The organism is Micromonospora sp. WMMA1947 (assembly GCF_027497355.1).
In the GTDB taxonomy this organism is placed as follows: Bacteria; Actinomycetota; Actinomycetes; order Mycobacteriales; family Micromonosporaceae; genus Micromonospora.
This window is the reverse complement of the sequence record NZ_CP114909.1, coordinates 2,172,228-2,191,306: the sequence shown is the minus strand read 5'-3', so window position 1 is coordinate 2,191,306 and position 19,079 is coordinate 2,172,228. Positions and strand designations below refer to the sequence as shown.

Annotated in this window: 11 protein-coding genes and 1 pseudogene; 5 read left to right on the top strand and 7 right to left on the bottom strand. The window is 73.4% G+C overall.

What is annotated here, in order from left to right; genetic code table 11:
- Positions 1-6 precede the first annotated feature (6 nt).
- Positions 7-1,677: a DUF885 domain-containing protein gene (locus O7604_RS10560; RefSeq protein WP_269703547.1), complete on the top strand. Its 1,671-nt coding sequence runs from the start codon at positions 7-9 to the stop codon at positions 1,675-1,677.
- A gap of 46 nt (positions 1,678-1,723) precedes the next feature.
- On the opposite strand, the gene O7604_RS10555 is transcribed toward O7604_RS10560, so the two are convergent.
- From O7604_RS10555 to O7604_RS10545, 3 genes are all read right to left on the bottom strand, one after another.
- Positions 1,724-3,265 (bottom strand): DUF6114 domain-containing protein, encoded by a 1,542-nt coding sequence (locus O7604_RS10555; RefSeq protein ID WP_281579521.1) that lies wholly within the window; start codon positions 3,263-3,265, stop codon positions 1,724-1,726.
- Between the two features lie 77 nt (positions 3,266-3,342).
- Entirely contained in the window at positions 3,343-3,966 is a 624-nt protein-coding gene (locus O7604_RS10550; protein WP_269703545.1) for a DUF6230 family protein, read from the bottom strand.
- Between the two features lie 392 nt (positions 3,967-4,358).
- Positions 4,359-5,510, bottom strand: a complete 1,152-nt coding sequence (locus O7604_RS10545; RefSeq protein ID WP_281579520.1) for a DUF3068 domain-containing protein — start codon at positions 5,508-5,510, stop codon at positions 4,359-4,361.
- Positions 5,511-5,623: 113 nt separating this feature from the next.
- On the opposite strand from O7604_RS10545, the gene O7604_RS10540 reads away from it, so the two are divergent.
- Entirely contained in the window at positions 5,624-6,850 is a 1,227-nt protein-coding gene (locus O7604_RS10540; RefSeq protein WP_269703543.1) for an acyltransferase, read from the top strand.
- Positions 6,851-7,002: 152 nt separating this feature from the next.
- Positions 7,003-8,181: a glycosyltransferase family 4 protein gene (locus O7604_RS10535; RefSeq protein WP_269706972.1), complete on the top strand. Its 1,179-nt coding sequence runs from the start codon at positions 7,003-7,005 to the stop codon at positions 8,179-8,181.
- Here the strand turns inward: O7604_RS10535 and O7604_RS10530 are convergent.
- The 3 genes from O7604_RS10530 to O7604_RS10520 are packed head-to-tail and all read right to left on the bottom strand — an operon-like array spanning position 8,166 to position 11,988.
- On the bottom strand, positions 8,166-8,360 hold the full coding sequence (locus tag O7604_RS10530; RefSeq protein WP_091425994.1) for a hypothetical protein: 195 nt from the start codon (positions 8,358-8,360) through the stop codon (positions 8,166-8,168). The genes O7604_RS10535 and O7604_RS10530 overlap by 16 nt on opposite strands.
- Before the next feature lie 35 nt (positions 8,361-8,395).
- Positions 8,396-10,105 carry a hypothetical protein gene (locus O7604_RS10525; protein ID WP_281579519.1) on the bottom strand — a complete coding sequence of 570 codons (1,710 nt, stop codon included), beginning with the start codon at positions 10,103-10,105 and terminating at the stop codon, positions 8,396-8,398.
- On the bottom strand, positions 10,105-11,988 hold the full coding sequence (locus O7604_RS10520) for a hypothetical protein (RefSeq protein WP_269703541.1): 1,884 nt from the start codon (positions 11,986-11,988) through the stop codon (positions 10,105-10,107). Before O7604_RS10520 ends, O7604_RS10525 begins: the two co-directional genes overlap by 1 nt.
- Before the next feature lie 163 nt (positions 11,989-12,151).
- Between O7604_RS10520 and O7604_RS10515 the strand changes: the two genes are divergently transcribed.
- Together O7604_RS10515 and O7604_RS10510 are read left to right on the top strand one after the other, a co-directional pair.
- Complete coding sequence (locus O7604_RS10515; protein WP_281579518.1) at positions 12,152-16,801, top strand: alpha-(1->3)-arabinofuranosyltransferase family protein; 4,650 nt, start codon at positions 12,152-12,154, stop codon at positions 16,799-16,801.
- Positions 16,798-18,087 carry a polysaccharide biosynthesis protein gene (locus O7604_RS10510; protein ID WP_281579517.1) on the top strand — a complete coding sequence of 430 codons (1,290 nt, stop codon included), beginning with the start codon at positions 16,798-16,800 and terminating at the stop codon, positions 18,085-18,087. The genes O7604_RS10515 and O7604_RS10510 overlap by 4 nt, the downstream gene beginning before the upstream one ends.
- On the opposite strand, the pseudogene nudC reads toward O7604_RS10510, so the two are convergent.
- Positions 17,987-18,901, bottom strand: a pseudogene (gene nudC / locus O7604_RS10505) (NAD(+) diphosphatase); the annotation flags it as partial. The gene O7604_RS10510 and the pseudogene nudC overlap by 101 nt on opposite strands.
- Positions 18,902-19,079: the final 178 nt, after the last annotated feature.

Sequence of the window (19,079 nt, the reverse complement as noted above, 5' to 3'; positions counted from 1 at the left end):
CGCCTGGTGGGACGAATCGATGACCTCGCCAACCGGTACGTGGCCGAGTGGGCCCCGCTGAGCCCGACCGGCGCCACCTACGTCGGCATCGCCGGCTACGACGACCAGCTCGACGACCTGTCGCCCGAGGGCTACGCGGCGCGCGCCGACCTGGCCCGCCGCACGCTCGGCGAACTCGACGTGACCGAGCCGGAGACCGAGGCGGAGCGGACCGCCAAGGAGGCCATGCAGGAGCGCCTCGGCCTGGAGCTGGCCCGCCACGACGCCGGCGAGACCGGCAGCGAGGTCAACGTCATCTCCAGCGGCCTGCACGAGATCCGGATGGTCTTCGACCTCATGCCGACCGACGGTGAGGAAGCCCGGGCGAACGTGTCCGCCCGGCTCAACCGCTTCGCGTCCGCGCTGGACGGCTACAAGCGCACGCTGCGCGAGGCCGCCGCCGCGGGACGGGTCAGCTCGCAGGTGCAGCTCGTCGAGGTCGCCAAGCAGTGCGACATCTGGGTCGACCCGGAGGGCGACAACTTCTTCCACGGGCTGGTCGAGCGGATCGACGCCGACGGCACGCTCGGCGCGGAGCTGCGCAAGGGAGCCGCCGCCGCCACCGCCGCGACCGCCGAGTTCGGGCAGTTCCTGCGCACCGAACTGGCGCCGGTGGGGCGGGAGAAGCAGGCCGCCGGGCGGGAGCGCTACGAACTGGCCTCGCAGTACTTCCTCGGCGCCAAGGTCGATCTGGACGAGACGTACGCCTGGGGTTTCGCGGAGCTGGCCCGGCTGGAGGCCGAGATGCGGGCGGTGGCCGCGCGGATCGCCGGGCGCGGCGCCTCGGTCGACGACGCGGTACGCGTGCTCGACGCCGATCCGGCGCGGACGGTACGCGGCAAGGAGGCGTTCCGGGACTGGATGCAGGCGCTCGCCGACAAGGCGATCACCGAGCTGAACGGCACCCACTTCGACATCCCCGAGCAGGTACGCCGGATCGAGTGCTGCCTCGCGCCGACGAGCGACGGCGCCATCTACTACACCGGCCCGAGCGAGGACTTCTCCCGGCCGGGGCGGATGTGGTGGGCGGTGCCGCAGGGCATCACCGACTTCTCCACCTGGCGCGAGGTGACCACCGTCTACCACGAGGGCGTGCCGGGTCACCACCTCCAGGTCGCCCAGACCGCCGTCCGGGCCGACCTGCTCAACCGCTGGCAGCGGCTGCTGTGCTGGGTCTCCGGGCACGGCGAGGGCTGGGCGCTCTACTCCGAGCGGCTGATGGACGAGCTGGGCTACCTCGGCGACCCCGGTGACCGGCTCGGCATGCTCGACGGGCAGGCGCTGCGCGCGGCCCGGGTCATCGTGGACATCGGCATGCACCTGGAGCTGGAGATCCCGAAGGACAACCCGTTCGGCTTCCACCCGGGCGAGCGGTGGACGCCGGAGCTGGGCTGGGAGTTCATGCGGGCGCACTGCCGGGTGCCGGACGAGAACCTGCGCTTCGAGCTGAACCGTTACCTGGGCTGGCCCGGGCAGGCCCCGTCGTACAAGGTGGGCGAGCGGATCTGGTTGCAGGCCCGGGAGGACGCGAAGGCCCGCAAGGGCGCCGACTTCGACCTCAAGGAGTTCCACCGCCAGGCGCTCGACCTGGGCTCGCTCGGGCTGGACCCGCTGCGCAAGGCGCTGGCCCGGCTCTGAGCCGGCTTCCGGGTGCCGGCGGTGCGTACCGCCGGCACCCGTCCGGTCAGGCGCCGAGCGTCAGCCGCAGCGTCGGCCGGCCGGTGAGCGTGTTGCTGGTGACGTACGCCAGGTCGATGACCGGGTCGGTGAACGTCACCGGGATGGGCAGCGTGACCGGCAGACCGTCCGGGAACGGCAGGTCCGGGGTCAGCGTCAGCTTGATGCCGGCGAGCTTGCCGACGAACCGGGTGCAGTAGAACGCGACGTCGTCGCGGACCGTGAGGCGATCGGTCGCGTACCGCTGGGTGCGGCCCCGGGGACCATCGGCGACCAGCAGGAAGTCGTCGGTCACCGCCTCCTTCATGCTGAACTTCAGCACCTTGAGCGCGCCCTGCTCGGTCTGGAGGTCGGTGATCCCCTCGAACCGCAGCCCGGTCATGGTCACCTTGGAGCCGGTGAGCTTCGACGGCTGCTTGGCCACCTTCGGCAGGCTCGGGTCGGCGGCGATACGCGGCAGGGGCTTGCCGGGTTCCACCTTGTCGGGTTTCGCCGGGTCCACCTTGCCGGGCTTGTCCGGCGCCGGGCAGTCGGTCGAGCCGGGGCGGGTCGTCGGCTTGCTCGTCGGGGCCGCCGATCCGCTCGCGGTCGGTGTGGGCGAGGGCGTCGCGCTCTTCTTACTGCCCTTGAACAGGTCACCGATCCCCTCGAAGAAATCGGTGATGATGTTGCCTTCCCGCGTCGGGCTCGCGCTCGGCGTCGGGGTGGGCGTCGCGGAGGGCGCCTTCGACGGCGTGGCGGGCTTCGACGGACAGGCACTCGCGGTGGGCCTGCTCGAGGCGGCCTGCACCGCTCCCGGCTGAACGGCCAGGCCGGCGGTGGCGAGGCCGAGCACCAGCAGGACGATGCCGAAGGCGCGCGGGTCCGCCGAACGGCCCGACCACTCCGGCGGACCGCCGTCGGATCCGGCCGGCTGCCCGTTCACCGACTGCCGAGGGACCGGCCGCTCCCCGCCCGGCCGCTCGGCAGTCGGCTGCTCGACGGCCGGCCGCACCGCGGCGGGCACCTCGACGGTCGGCCGCTCGTCCACGGGCTGCTCGTCCACGGCCTGCTCATCCACGGGCTGCGCGCTCACGGGCTGCCCGTCCACGACGGTGTCGGGCTCGTCGCCCGCCTCGCTGCCGTGCTCGTCATCGGCCGGGTCGGCCGGATCGGCCGGGCGGGTCGGCACCCAGGCGAACGCGAGCGCGCTGCCCACGATGCCGAGCAGCAGGCCGAGGAAGAAGCCGCCGAGGTTGAGCCCGATCAGGGAGTAGACGGTGGTGATCGCCGCGACGATCGAGTAGAACAGCCGCTGCGGCGGACTGAGCCAGAGCAGCACCCCGCAGGTCACCAGGATGGCCGGGATCAGCAGGGCGAGCAGGCCGGTGGCGCCGCTGCTGAAGCTCAGGCCGTTGAGCGTCAACCGGGTGGAGGCGAGCATCTCCACCCCGGCCAGGATGATCAACAGGCCGCCCCAGAACGGCCGGCCCCGCTGCCAGCGGCGGAAGCTCCGCCATGCCCGGGTCGCGGTACCGAGCCGGGCGTGGGACGGTTCGACGGTTGTCACGTACTCCTCCTGGCGGAGCGGGGACGGGGACGGTGGAGCCGGCCCGCGGTGGTCGTCCACCGCGGGCCGTGCTCAGCTCAGAAGCACTCCTTGCCCTTCGCGTCGTCACCCACGTTGACCTTGAGCCGGAGCCCGACCAGGTTGAACGTCGAGGAAGTGGTGTAGCGGGACACCTGCTTCAGGTCCCGGATGGTCACCCGGTCGGAGTTCTGGCCGAACGAGCCCCGCTGTGCCGTGGGGTTGAGGTCGCTGGCGTCGCGGCCGATCTGGATGTTGGTGAAGGTCGCGTTGCCCTCGAGCGAGTCCATCGCGATCACGAGGTCCTTGGCCCGGGCGGGGTCCTTGCCCTCTCCGGCGTTGATGGTGAGCACCACCGGCAGGCCGGGCAGGTCGGCACGGACGGACTGGCACAGGTTGTAGAGGTCGGCGCTGCTGATCTCGGCCATCGCGACCGGGCGCGTCGCGCCGGCCTTGCCGTTCTCGCCCTTCTCCCGGACGATGCCGCCGTACTGCTTGAAGCCCTCGCCCTCCAGGCGGTCGGCCCCGATCTTGAACGTCTGCCCGGACACGGTGATGTCGGAGGCGATGGCGCCGGTCGACATGCCGAACAGGATGGCACCGGCGGCGGCCGTGGTGGGCACGATCATGGCGGCGAAGCGCCGCCACCGGGTACGACCCTGGTTGTCGAGCCGATTCTGCACGGGTTCCTCCTCGAACGAATGTGCGCGGCGGCCGGATTCCGCACCGGCGGCCCGCGCCGGGCCCGTCCCCTGTTACCGACGGGTAACGATCGAGCCTGATCGTGCACCCGATGAGGTGCAGCTCACAACCCCCTGATTACCCAGGGGTAACACCGAGGCGGGACGGGGAGGTGACCACGCGTCACGAAACCCCTGCCCGGCCAGGGCGTGGAGGGCGAAATGTCGGGCCAAACCGGGCATTGATGGTGATGAGCACGACGGAAAGTCACCGGACATCTTGCCGTTACAATCGAGTAACGAATGTAAAGTACGGTCGCCCGCGTGGAAGATCTGCACGACGGAGGGGTGGACCGCAGTGCGGCCACCCCTCCGTCGTGCTTCCGGCGTACCGGTCAGCGGCGCTCCACCTCGCCGGCGCCCGAGCGCTGCGCCGGCACCTCGTCGGACCGCCAGTTCGTCGACGCCGGCGGGATCTCGTCGTCGAGCGGGCCACCGACGGGCTCCTGGTCGACACGGGTCGACGTCGGGTCGGAGGTCGGCGCGTCCGCCCGGTGCCGGGCGTTGCCGTCACCCTTGGGCCGGGTCACCAGCCACACGCCCGCGATCAGGGCGATCAGGCCGAGCACACCGGCGATGATCGGGCCCCAGACACTGATCATGCCGATCTTGAAACGGTTCTCCTTCACCGTCTCGACGCTGCGGCTGATCGTGTCGTCGTTGTAGTTGAAGTCCGCGTCCAGCACCACCGTCGGGGCGCCGGTGTCCGGACGCAGCTCCTTGTACTGCTGCTCGCGCACTTTGATGTAGGCGCCGGTCACCGGGTCCACCCAGAGCGTACGGGTGTTGCTGTAGACGACCTGGCCGCTGGTCGCGGTCGGCGTGAACTTGCCCAGCAGCGTCTTGATGCTGTCCGCCGGGGTGTTCAGCACCTCGTTCTCGATCCGCTGCTCGAAGCGGTACGTCTCGACGCCCTTGATCTTCTCGGTGCCGGTGAACCGCGCCGGGAACGTCTTCTTCAGGTCACGGTCGAACACCTGGTAGTCACGCTTGCCGGTGCCGAACGGGAACTTGTAGATCTGGCCGGAGTAGCGCACGTTGCCGACCGGGGTCTGCTCCGCGCCGGACTCGTTGAGCCACTGCTCGTCCCACGGCGCCGCCGCGCCGGAGATCCGGTAAAGCGCCAGCTCGGTGCTGTACTGGCTGATCACATCCTGGTTGTCGCTGCGCTTGACCGTCTGGAAGACGTTCCAGATGACCGCGTCACCCTTCAGCTCCTTGGGTACGCGGTCCTTGGTGTCCTCCGGCTGCGGGATGACCTCGACGCTCGACACGAGATCGGCCTGCGGCACGTCGATGCTGACCGCGCCGCCTTCGGACTTGATCTGTAGGAACTTCGCGCCCTTCGCCTCGGCGACGGACGTCGTTGGTTCCAGGTCATAGGGCAGCTTGGTCACGGCGGGGGCCACGTAGAACGGCAGCCCGGCCGCGAAGACCAGCAACAAGACACCTAGCCCGAAGAGCGCGGCGCCCACGCGAAGCTTCACTCATCCTCCTGTAACCTGCCGCCCTACGGTCTGTCGTCCGGGGCACCCGATCCTTAGCATTGGCGGGAGGTTACTCCCCAGTCACCTTCAAAAGCGACCCCCTGGATGTCCAGATGTCCACAGCCACCACGCCAACAATCCCGGAGCCATCGGTAACGGGCCGTCTTCCCGCCCTGGACGCGCTGCGAGCGATCGGCGCGGTGGCGGTCGTCGGTCACCACGTCGGCTTCCAGACCGCCGTCACCATGAACACCACGTGGGGCGGCTGGTTGGCGCGCCTGGACGTGGGCGTGGCGATCTTCTTCGTGCTGTCCGGCTTCCTGCTGTTCCGCCCGTGGGCGCTCAGCATCGCGACCGGACGGCCGCGGCCCCGCACCAAGCGGTACTTCTGGCGCCGGGCGCTGCGGATCCTGCCCGCGTACTGGCTGGCGGTGGTGGTCTGTTTCGTCGTCCTGCCCGGCAACCACCCGGCGTCGGCAGGTGACTGGCTGCGCCACCTCACGCTCACCCAGATCTACGAAGCCGGCCAGCTCGGGCACGGGCTCAGCCAGACCTGGAGCCTCGCCACCGAGGTCGTCTTCTATCTGCTCCTGCCGCTGCTCGCCGTGCTCGCCGTGGGACGGACCTGGCGTCCCGTCCGCACCGTGCTGCTCGCCTCCTCCGGGGCGCTGCTGACCCTCGCGTGGGTCGCCATGATGGGCGCCGGCTGGCTCGACGGCGCGCTGCACACGATGTGGTTCCCCTCGTACGGCGCCTGGTTCGGCGGCGGCATGGCGCTCGCCGCGGCGCACGTGGCCCTGCGTACCGGCACCGCGCCGGCCGCCTTCCGCGTGCTCGACGACCTCGCCTCGGCGCCGCTCGCCTGCTGGGCGGCAGCGGTCGCGGTGATGGCGATCGCCACGACGCCGATCGCCGGCCCGCGCGACCTGACCAGCCCGACCGCCACCGAGTTCGGCATCAAGCTGGCGCTCTACCTCCTGATCGCCGTCCTGATCACGATCCCGGTGGCGTTCGGCGGGCGGACCCGGGCCAAGGAGGCCTTCAGCACCGGGTGGGCACGGTGGATGGGCCACGTGTCGTACGGACTGTTCCTGTGGCACCCGCTGGTCATCGAGCTGATCTATCTGCTCGAGGACCGGCCGCTGTTCACCGGCGACTTCGTCAACGTCTTCGCCCTGACCATGGTCTTCGGCCTGGCGTACGCCGCGGTCAGCTACTACGGCGTCGAGCGCCCCCTCCAGGCGCTCGGCACGCAGAGCCGTCGGCCGACCGGCCGCGGACCGGCATCCGGGACCTCCGCCGTCCCGGCCACCACACCGGACGTCGCGGCGCCCGCCTAGCTGTCACGCACCGCTCACCTCCGGTTACCCGACGACGGCCCGCGGCCCACCGCCGCCGGTCGGGGCATTGCCGGGGCGCAGGCCCAGCCCTTAATGTGACGCGCACCGCTAAATTACTTGAGAGTAGGGTTCGCGTGGAGCGTCGCTTCGGCATGCCCGGACACGTGCTGTTCCTCAATTGGCGAGACACTCGCAACCCCGAGGGCGGCGGTTCCGAGGTGTACGTGGAACGGATCGCCGCCGAGCTGGTGGCGCGCGGATTCCGCGCCACCCTGTTCTGCGCCGCGCACCGCGAGGCCCCCGCCGACGAGGTCAACGCCGAGGGCATCCGATTCGTCCGGCGCGGCGGCCGGCACACCGTCTACCTCTGGGCCGCGCTCTGCTACCTCGCCGGGGCGTTCGGCCTCGGCCCGCTCGCCGCGCGCCGGGGCGGCCGGCCGGACATCCTCGTCGACGTCTGCAACGGCCTGCCGTTCCTCTCCCCGCTCTGGGCCCGGCGCCCGGTGGTCAAGCTGATCCACCACGTGCACCGCGAGCAGTGGCCGGTGGTCCTGCCGCAGTGGGCCGCCCGGTTCGGCTGGTGGGTCGAGTCGTCGCTGGCGGTACGCGTCTACCGGCGGTGCCGGTACGTCACCGTGTCCGAGGCGACGCGGCGCGAACTCGCCACCCTCGGCGTACCGCCGGAGCAGGTCTCGGTGGTCTACAACGGCACGCCGGAGCTGCCCCGCACCGACGTCGAACGCGCCCCGTTCCCGCTGCTCGTGACGCTCAACCGCCTGGTGCCGCACAAGCGGGTGGAGGTGGCGCTGCGCGCGGTCGCGGCGCTCGCCGACGAGCTGCCGCAGCTCCGGCTGGTGGTCGCCGGGCAGGGCTGGTGGGAGTCGCACCTGCGCGAGGTCGCCGACGAGCTGGACATCGCCGACCGGGTGGACTTCCGGGGCTTCGTGACGGAGGAGGAGAAGGCCGCGCTGCTCGCCTCGGCCTGGGTCGCCCTGACGCCGTCGCTCAAGGAGGGCTGGGGGCTGACGATCGTGGAGGCCGGCGCGGCGGGTACGCCGACGGTGGCGTTCCGGGAGGCGGGTGGCGTCGCGGAGGCGGTGGTCGACGGGCGTACCGGCCTGCTGGCCGACGACATCGACGACTACCTGGCGAAGGTGCGCGCACTGCTGCACGACGACGAGATGCGTCAGGAGATGGGCACCCAGGCCCGGCGGCACGCGGCGAACTTCACCTGGCCGGTGGCGGGGGAACGCTTCGCGACCCTGCTGGAGACTGCGGACTCGCCCCGCCCGGTCCAGCGGCGGGGCGACCCGTCCTACCTGTTGCCGTAGACCTCGGGGGCGTACGGGTCCTGCTTCCCGGCCCGCTTGGCCGCCTCCGTGGCGTTACGCGCCTCGGTCGCGGCCTCCTCGGCCGTGGCGGTCGCGGCGGCCGAGAGCCCGCCGAGGGCCAGGACCCCGAGCAACGCCGCCACCAGGCCGGACACGACAAGGGTCAAAGCTCTACGCATGCCATTCCTCCGATGGTGAGACGTGCGAGCGGACGTTACCACGCAGTAGCTCGCCGGCGTAGGGTCGAAAAGGCGGCAGCCATGACCGCCAGAACGGCAGTTCCGCACGCGAACACGACCAGCCAGCGGCTCGCTCCGGTCCGCGGCGGCGAACCCGAGGCGGCCGGGTTCCGGTAGAGGCTCAGCGACTCCCCCTCGTACCGGAGGTCGAGACCGGCCAGAACGGCCGGGTCCACTGTGCTCGGCGTACCGTGCTGCACCACCACCCAGGGCACGCCGGTGGCCGAGACCGGCCGCCCCTCGGCGAGCACCCGGCGCACCTCGCGCAGGCGCGGATTCTCCCCGGCCACCGCGACGTCGTCGACCACGAGCGTGTCGTCGGTGAGCACGGTTCCCGGCAGATAGCGGGGAGCCGGGTCCAGCACCACCCGGCCCGGGTTCCACGGATAGGCCCGGTAGGTGGTCAGCGGCAGGGCGAGAATCTCACCGGGGTCGTCGGGCAGGCGCTCGGCGACCGCCCGCCAGTCCGCCGGGTAGCGCACCGGGCTGATCCGCCCGGCTCCGCCGAACGCCAGGTCCGGCATCGCGGCCACCGGCAGGAGCAGCAGCCCGGCCAGCACGATCCCGCCGACCTCGCGGTCGATCCGGGCCACCAGCCGTTCGGCGCCCAGCGCCGCGCACACCACCAGCACGAGGGCGTACGGCGCGAGGAACTTCTGCCCGTCGCGGAGCAGTCCCGCCCCCGGCACGTGCGCCACCGCCCAGCTCAGCGCCGCGTTCCCGCCGGGGAGCACGGCGAGAGCGGCCAGCAGGTACGCGCCGCCGGCCAGCACGCCCAGCCGTACCGCCGCGCCCGCCGGCAGCCGGCGCCGCAACAGGCCGGCGCCGACAGCGGCCAGCACCACGAGCAGCAGTGTCGCCAGCGGGGCCAGCGCGGCGGACCGGCTGGCCGGAGTGGCCTGCACGTTCCAGATGCCGCCGGTGCCCGCGAGCGCCACCAGCGGGCCCGCCCAGTTCTCGGCGCGCGCCGCGAACGCCGCCACGCCGGCCGGGTCGGATGTGCCGCCCGCCCCCGTGACCAGGGCCGCCACGATCCACGGGGCGTTGAGCAGCGCGACACCGCCCGCCGCGACCGCGGACAGCCGGAGCCGGGCCCGGTCCGCCGCCAGCCCCAGCACCGTCGCCAGCGCGATCAGGCCGCCGGTCGGGGTGATCGCGGCGGGCGCGGCGAGCAGCACCACCCGGGCGAGCGCGCCGTCGCGGCCCGCCCGCAGGTCCAGCGCCGCCCGCACCAGCCAGGGCAGTGCGGCGTACGCCAGCAGCAGCCCCCACTGCCCGATCAGCAGCCGCTCGGCCAGGTACGGCGTCCACGCGTACGCCACCGCGGCGACCAGTTGCACGGCACGCCGCTGCGTCGGCACCAGCCGTCCCGCGCCCACCGCGGCGAACAGGACCGCCCCGGCCAGCGCCACCCGCTGCACCACCCAGCCTGGCACGAGCTGGGTCACCAGGGATACCAGCGCGTCCATCGGCACCGCCCGGGGCAGGCTCTGCGCCGGGGCCACCAGATCCCAGCTCAGCGGCTGCCGGGGGACGAACACCATGTCGTACCGCAGCGCGTAGCCCGGCGCCACGAGCGGCGCCAGGATCAACGCGGTGACGACGACCGCCACGAGGTACAGCGGCAGCGTCTCCCGCCACCGCCGGACCGCGGGGCCGCCGCCCTCGGCGGGACGTCCGGTCATTACGGCTTCGGCACCGCCCGGCCGATGGTGATCAGGTTGGTGCACAACCTGACTCCGGGCGTGTTCACGGTCAGCTCGACGGCACTCCCGGCGCCCTCGAGCATGAAGAACACGTCGTTCAGCCCTTCCTTCAGCGTGATCTCGCGGGTCGCCTCGCCGAGCGTGAACACCGCCGTCGACTCACCGGAGCTGACATAGCCGAAGTGCACCACGTACGGCCACTCCACCAGGTAGCCGTCCATCGGGATGCGGGCGGTCCGGCCGCCCTCGGCCAGGTGCCCGCAGCCCTCCACGGTGCCGGGCGCGACCTTGCGCCCCTCGACCACGACCGGCCGGATCCGGCCGTTCTCGTCGAACGTCGACGGCTTCTCGCTCATCGTCACGAACGTCGGCCGGCGCTCGGCCGGACGGAAGAAGTGGGACTGGAGGTTGTCCGGCCAGAAGTACCCGGCCACGACCCGGTCCGGGACGGTCGTGTCGAAGAAGACGGTGCCCGGCGGCGCGGCGGCCAGCTCGGCCTGCGTCGTGGCCAGGTAGTCCCGCCCGTGCTTGGTGCTCCAGTTGTCGCCGAACCGCGCGGTGCTCCACAGCGTGCCCACGCCGATGGTCGCCAGCAGCACCACCATTGAGACCAGACCGACCGCGAAGGCGCCCGGCTCCCGCAGCACGGTCGGCAGCGGCCACGCGGAGACGTCGTCCTCGTCGTGGTCCTTCATTCCGAGCAGCGCCACCCCGACGCAGATCGCGGCCACCAGCACCACGTCCGCGACGTAGCGGGGCACGACGCCGACCAGCGGCCCCAGCGGTCCGCCGAGCCGGGTCACCGCGAACAGCGCCGCGACCAGGCCGAGGTAGCAGGCGAGCAGCAGCCAGGCCCGCCCGGCGGACGGCCGCCGCCGCACGGTGACCACGATCAGCGCCGCGAGCACCGCCCAGGACAGCCACTTGGCGATGTCGTACGGGTCGGACAGCGGCGGCCCGTCACCGGCGTACGTCCAGCGCCACGGCCCGCCGAGCAGGCCCGGCACCACCGTGTCGCCGATCAGGTCGCCGAGGAAGGTGAAGACCTGCCCGACCGCGGTGGGCTCGTCCAGCACCCGGGCCGGGCGGGTCAGGTAGTACGCCAGGTACGCCCCGGACAGCACGGTGAGCATCAGCCACGCCGGCCAGAACCGCACGACGGTGGTCACCAGGCTGCGCCACGCGCGGCCCTTGGTGAACAGGAACGCGGTCAGCAGGAACAGCAGCGGCACGATCAGCAGCGCCTTGGTGTCGAAGAGCAGGCCGAACACCAGCCAGAACGCGACCAGGACGAGGTGCCGCTTCCGGCCGGTGCGCACGTACCGGACCTGGGCCGCCACCGCCAGGACCAGCGCGAGCTGCGGCGGCAGCACGAGCAGCCCGACCAGCCACAGCGACGACACCTCGAGCGTCAGCGGGCTGAACAGGAACAGGCTCAGCGGGACGAGCAGCCCCCACCCGGGGCGCAGCAGGTCACGGAGCAGCCGGTAGAGGGCGATGCCCACCGCCGCCTGCCCGGCCGCCAGCAGCAGGATCCACGGCCAGCCGGCGAAACCGGCCGCCCGGACCATCAGCCACGCGACCGCCAGCCCGGCCGGCATGAGGTGGTTGTTGAACGTGCCCAGCAGGTAGTCCGGGTCCAGCCGGGTGTCGAGCACCTGCGCGGCGATGACGAACTCGTCCTGCGAGAACCAGCCACGGGCGGCCAGCCCGGCGCGCGACGCGACGGACACGACGATGAGGGCGATCGCGACCGCGCGCACGCGGTCGGCGGCTATCCAGCGACCGATGGGTCCGGGTCCGTCGTCCTCCGCGCCGACGGCTGCCGGATGCGTCTCGGCCGCTGCTTGTGGCATTGACATGGTCGGCAGCCTGCCACACGCTTACACGCCGTGGGGACGGCCGTTCTCCTGATAAAGCCGCGCAGCGCCCCCAGGTCGCCGCTGCGCGTCCGCTCCGGATAACGTCGCGCGACACGCGTCATGTTGCAGGTACGCGTACGGCCGGCGGAGACGGGAGCCGAAAATGCGTGCGGACGGGACGACAACGTCGCCGACGGGGACGGATCTCCCCGCCCGGGAGACCGGCCGTGCCCGGCAGACGGCGCGACGGTTCCGGCACCTGACGATCTGTCTCGCGCTCACCGCCCTCGCCTTCCAGCAGGCACCCGGGCAGGTCGTACCGGACACCAAGGTCGACCTGAACGTGAATCCGGCCGGGTGGCTGCTGCGCTCGCTGCACCTGTGGGACCCCACCGGCACGTTCGGCCAGCTCCAGAACCAGGCGTACGGATATCTGTGGCCGATGGGCCCGTTCTTCCTGCTCGGGACGGAACTCGGCATCGCGCCGTGGATCGTCCAGCGGTTGTGGTGGGCGCTGCTGTTCTGCGTCGCGTACCTCGGTGTGGTGCGGCTGGCGGGCCGGCTCGGCATCGGCAGTCCCGCCGGCCGGATGATCGCCGGCGTCGCGTTCGCGCTGTCCCCGCGCATCCTGACCCAGCTCGGCTGGTCGTCGGTGGAGTCCTGGCCCAGCGCCGTCGCGCCGTGGGTGCTCATCCCGCTCGTGGGACTCGCCCGGGGCGCCCGGCTGCGACGCGCGGTCGCCGGGTCGGCGATCGCCGTCGCCTGCGCGGGCGGCGTCAACGCCACAGCCGTCGCCGCCGTGGTGCCGCTCGCCCTGCTCTGGCTCGTCACGCTCCAGCCGCTGCGCCGCCGCGTCACCGCCCTCGCGGCCTGGTGCGGGGCGGTCGCCCTGGCCACCGCGTGGTGGCTGATCCCGCTGCTGGTCCTCGGCCGGTACAGCCCGCCGTTCCTGGACTACATCGAGACCGCCCGCAACACCACGAGCGTCACCGACGCGGTGACGACGCTGCGCGGCGCCTCCTACTGGGTCGCCTACCTGGCCTCCCCGTTCGGCGCGACCATCCCGGCCGGCGCGCGGCTGGCCAACGAGACGCTGCTCGTCGTGGCCACCCTGGCGGTCGCCGCGCTCGGCGTGCTCGGCCTGTCCCGGCGGGGGATGCCGCACCGCCGGTTCCTCATCACCGGTCTGCTGCTCGGCGTCGCGCTCGTCGGGCTCGGGCACACCGGCGATCTGCCCAACATCCTCGCCGGGCCGCAGCAGCAGTTCCTCGACGGCATCGGCGCCCCGCTGCGCAACGTGCACAAGTTCGACGTGCTGCTCCGCCTGCCGCTGGCGCTCGGCCTGGCGCACCTGGTCAGCCTCGCCGTACGCGCCGCCCGGACCGCACCCGAGCAGCGCCGCGGCCGCGCCACGGCCCGGGCCTGGCTCACCGCCGGCACCGCGATGGTGGCGGTCGCGGGCGTCGCCTCACCGGCGCTCGCCGGTGGCCTCGCCACGCCGGGCGCGGTCAAGGACGTGCCCGGCTACTGGCACGAGGCCACCGACTGGCTGGACGCCAACACCGGACGCGGACGCGTGCTCGTGGTCCCCGGCGCGCGCTTCCCCGCGTACGACTGGGGCAGCACCACCGACGAGATCGCCCAGCCGCTGCTGGACAGCCGGTGGGCGGTGCGCAACGCCATCCCGTTCACCCCGCCCGCCACGATCCGGCTGCTGGACGCGATCGAGTCGACGCTCGCCACCGGCGCCGGCTCGGCCGGCCTGGCCGACCTGCTCGCCCGCTCCGGGATCAGCCACGTCCTGTTCCGCGCCGACCTCGACCACGGCCGCTCGGACACGGCCCGCCCGGCGGTCGTCCGGCAGGCGCTGGAACGCTCACCCGGGCTGACCCGCGTCGTGTCCTTCGGCCCGGTACGCGGCGGCTCCGACTCCCCGGACGAGTTCCGCGACCAGGGCCTCGACGTGCCCGGACGGGCACTCGAGGTGTACCGGGTGGACCGGCCCGTCCAGCCGGTGGTCGCGTACGACCGCGACGACGTGACCACTGTCGTCGGCGGTCCCGAGTCGCTGCTCGACCTGGCCGCCTCGGGCCAGCTCGGCGCCGCGCCCACGGTCCTGGCCGGCGACGCGAAGGCCGGCGAGACCACGGGGCCGGTCGTGCTGACCGACGGGTTGCGACGACGCGACGTCTCGTTCGGCCGGCTGCGCGACAACTCCTCCCAGACGCTCACCGCCGACGACACCTTCGCGGTGACCGCGCCCGCGCACGACTACCTGCCCGACTGGGGGCCGGAGTGGTCGACCGTCGCCCGCTTCGAGGGCATCAGCGGCATCCGTGCCTCGACCGCCCGCTCCCAGATCGACGCCACCGGCGGCGCCCGGCCGGAGTACCAGCCGTACGCGGCGATGGACGGCGACACCGCCACGTCCTGGCGGTCGGCGCCGCACTCGGACAGCGACAAGCAGTGGATCGAGGTGAACCTGGCGAACCCGACCCGGGTCACCCGGGTCGAGGTGTGGTTCGACCTGAAGGCCGACGCCCTGCCCACCACAGTCACCGTGACCGCCGGGTACGAGAGCCGCACCGTCGAGCAGTTCGGTGACCACATGGTCTTCGAGCTGGCCGGCGTCCACGCCACCCGCAAGGTCGAGGTCGCCGTCGACGCCGCGTTCGACCTGCGCCCGTTCGGCGACAAGTCGGTCGGCATCAGCGAGATCAAGATTCCTGGCGTCGAGACCGGCCGGACGCTCCAGTTGCCCGCCGCCCCCGCCACCGATCAGCCGGCCGGCGTCGTCGTGTCGGCGGCGCCGTCCACGCCTGCCTGCTTCACCGTCGACGGCCGCCCGCGCTGCTCCACCGACGCGATCCGCGGCTCGGAGGACGGCTCCACCATCGACCGCACCTTCACGCTGCCGGTGGCCGGGACGTACGACACGAGGATGTGGGCGCGGCCGACGCCCGGCCCGGAGCTGAACGCCGCCCTGGACAAGCTTGTCGCCGAAGCCCAGCCGTTACGCCTCGCGCCGCAGGTCACCGCGTCCTCGACGGCGGTGCCCGACCCGGCCGGCCGGCCCGGCGCGGTCCTCGACGGCGACCCGGCCACGAGCTGGTCACCGGCGCTGAACGACGAGGCGCCGATCCTGCGCCTCACCTGGCTCGAACCGCAGGTCATCAGCCGGATCCGGTTCACCGTCGAGGACGGGACCGCCGCCACCCGGCTCGGCAGCGTCCGGGTGGTGGGCAACGACGGTTTCCGCAGCAACCTGCTCACCAACGACGGTGTGCTCACGCTCGACCCGCCGATGCGAACCGACTCGATCACCATCCAGTTCCTCGACAAGCCGTCCGTCACGAGCATCGACCCGTACGGCCTGCGCCTGCCCGAGCCGCTGCCCATCGCGGTCGGTGAGGTGACGGTGCTGCCCCTCGGGACCACCGTCGCACCCCGCCCGGAGACGCCGCTGAAGCTGGCCTGCGGATCGGGCCCGACGCTCCAGGTCGGCTCGTCCCGCATCACCACCACGCTCACCGGCACGGTGCGCGACCTGCTGGAGATGCGCGAGATGCCGGTCACCGCCTGCGGCCGGAACACACCCCGGCAGCTCGACCTGGCCAGCGGCGAGCACCGCGTCATCACCACGGCGGGCACGCTCGCCGTCGCCACCCGGGTCGCGCTGGCGCCGCGCACCGCCACGCCCGCCGCGGCGGCCGCCGCCGGCGATATCGAGGTGGGTTCCTGGTCGGCCACCGAGCGTCGGGTACGGGTGTCCGAACACTCCGTCGACCGGGTGCTCGCGGTCCGGGAGAACACCAACACCGGCTGGCAGGCGACCATCGGCGGGAAGACGCTCACCCCGCTCGTGGTGGACGGCTGGCAGCAGGGCTGGATCCTGCCCGCCGGTGTCGCCGGGGACGTGGTGCTGCGCTTCACGCCGGACACTCCGTACCGGATGGGTCTGCTGCTCGGCGGCGTCCTGCTGGCGGTGGTGGTCCTGCTCGCGGTGCTGCCGGACCGCCGGCCGGCCGGGGATCGCGCGGTCGCCGTCGTACCGGCGGCCCGGCGACGGCTCACCCGCTCGCTGCCGCTGCTCGCAGTCGGCGCCGCCGCGCTCGTGCTCCACAGCGGTCTGCTCGGCGCCCTGCTGGTCGCGGCGGGCTTCATGCTCGCCGTACCCGGGCCGCGCCGCCTGCCCTGGACCGGTGACCCCCGGCGGGTCAGGCGGATCGCCCGGGCGGCCGAGACGTGGCTTCCCGGCGCGCTGGTGGCGCTGGCCGGGTGGGTCTACCTGGAATCGGTCGACCAGCACACCGACGCGCTGCCGCAACTTCTGACGGTCGCCGCCCTGGGCGCGCTCTGGCTTCCCACGACCGCCCGCCGACGGCCCGTACGCCGGATCAGGCCGGCCCCGGCGGCGGCCCCGGCCGTGCCGGCGCCCCGGGCGCCGGAGCCGGACGGGCAGCCGACGCCCGTCCCCGCCCTCGCCGCCGCTGCCGTCGCCGCTCCCGCCACCCTCGCCGGTCCTGCCGTCCCAGCCGCACTCGCCGGTCCGGGTCCCGTTGCGGGCGTCGGACCGGACCGCGAGACCGGGCCGGTTGCGGACCATGAGGCCGAGCCGGCCGCGAACCGGGAGGCCGAGCCGGCCGCGGACCGCGACGTCGAGCCGGCCGCGGACCGAGGCCCGGACCGCGACCCCGAGCCGGGTCCGGACCTGGACGGTCGCGCCGAGCCGGGTCCGGACGGGCGGCCGGCACCGGAGGCCGTGCCGGGCTCGGACGGCGGCCCGGCGGCCCGCGTCTCGGAGATCACGTGAGCGAGGTACGGCCGGGCCCCGAGCCGGAGGCGGCGGACGGCCGGAGAACCGGGCTGGGCGCGGCGGGCGTTGCCGTCACGCTCGCCGGTGTCCTGGTCAACGGCCTGGCCTACCTGGTGCCGGTGCTCGCCGCCCGGAAGCTGGACGCGGACGACCTCGGCGCGCTCGCCACCGCCCTCGGCCTGGTGGCCATCGCCGGTGTGCCGGGGCTCGGCCTGCAACTGGCAGTCGCCGTGCACCACGCCCGGCACGGCCCGTCCGACACCCGGCGGCTCACCGTGCTGACCGCGGCCGTGTGCGCGGGGGCGTTGCTGGTGGCGACGCCGGTGCTGGTCGCCGCGCTGGACCTGCCCGCGGTGGTGCCCGCGCTGCTGGCGGTCACCACCGCCTCGGTGGTGCTCTCGTCGCGCTCGCTCGGCGAGTTGCAGGGCGGTCAGCGCTTCCTGCGGCTCGCCACCGCGATGGCGCTGCTGGCCGCCGCCCGCTACGGCGGGGTGATCGTGGGGCTGCTGCTCGGCGCGGGCCTGACCGGCGCGCTGGGGATCGGGGCGCTCACCGCCGCGCTGGCGCCCCCGGCGCTGGCCCGGCTCACCGGTACGCCCCGGCGTCCGTCGGCCGCCCCGCGCCTGACCGTCGCCCAGGTGACCGCCGGATGCGGGGCGACGCTGGCGATGCTCGTCGTCTCCTACGCCGACCTGCTCCTGGCCCGGCAACTGCTGCCACCGTCGGGCTCCGGGGCGTACTCGGTGGGGACCGTCCTGACCAAGGGCGCGCTCTGGGCGCCGCAGGTCGCCGCCGTCCTCGCCCTGCCGCGCCTGGCTCGCGGCGACCGCCGGAGCCGTACCGTGGCGCTCGCGGTGACGGGCGCGTGCGGTCTGGTCCTGGTGGGCGCGTCGGCGGTCGCCGGCGGGCTGGCCTTCCGGCTCGTCGGCGGACCCGACTACACGGCGCTCGGCCGGTACGCGCCGCTGTTCGCCGCCGTCGGCGCGCTCTACGCGGTGACGTTCGTGCTGCTCAACGACCGTCTCGCCGGGGGCGTCAGGTGGGCGGCGGCACCGCTGTGGCTGGGCACCGGCGCACTGGTGACGGTGGCCGCGATTCTGCGCCCGCGTACCGTCGGCGGTCTCGTCGCCGCGGCCCTCGCGACGGCCGTGGTCACGACACTGCTGATGGCCGTGCCGGCGCGTCGGCGCTCAGCCAGTCACCCAGCAGCAGGTGATCGATCGAGTCCACCCGGCCCAGCGACCGCCCGGACGCGGTCCGCTCCCGCAGCTCCGCCCGGCTGAACCAGCGCGCCTCCAGCAGTTCCTCCCCGTCGACGCGGACCTGCTCGGACGTGGCGACGGCCCGGAAAGCCACCATCAGGCCGGCGGGGAACGGCCACGCCTGCGACCCCTGGGAGGTCACGTCGGTGACTGTCACCCCCGCCTCCTCCGCCAACTCCCGGCGGACCGCGTCCTCCAGGCTCTCACCGACCTCGACGAAGCCGGCGAGCGTCGACCAGGCCCCCTCGGCCGCGCCCGCGTGCCGGGCCAGCAGACAGCGCCCCGGCGGGCCGGGCGCCTCGACGAGCATGATGACGGCCGGCTCGATCCGGGGGAATAGCAGCCGCCCGCACTCCGCGTCGGCGCAGGTCCGGACGTGTCCACCGCCACCGGCCACGGCCGCCGCGCCACACGCGCCGCAGTATCGCTGCTGCCGGTGCCACAACAACAACCCCCGGGCGTACGCCTGGATCGCCGCTCCGGCCGGGTCGAGCCGGCCCGCGAGCGCCCGCAGGTCGACCACGCCGGTCGCGGCTGTCGCCTCCACGGCCGCCCGCTCGCCGAGCGCGGACAGGTCGACGGCGAACACCGCGGCGTCCCCGTCGAGCCCGAGGAAGACGGTCTCGCCCGCGGTGGCCCGGACGGCCGACGCGCGCTGCGCGGTGAGCCGGACCGGGCCGTCGTCGTCGACCAGGCAGCGGTCCCGCCACAGCGGCAGCACGACGCTCGCCGGATCGGCCAGCCGCTCGGCCAGCCAGTCCGCGTCGGCGCGCCGCGCCGCCGCCCGGTCCAGCCACCCACCGCCGTACGCCGGCACCCGATCCTGTGTCCGCACCAGCTCACCGTGCCACGATCCACACCGTGGCACGGCCCCGAAACGGGTGATCGGTACGACACCGGCGGTCGCCCGACACGAGCGCCGGGCCGGACCCTCCCGATGGGCCCGAGCGTTGGTTACCGTAGGTGTCTCCCGCGGGGGAAGCGGTCCCCGCGTGTACTTCCGATCGAGGTTG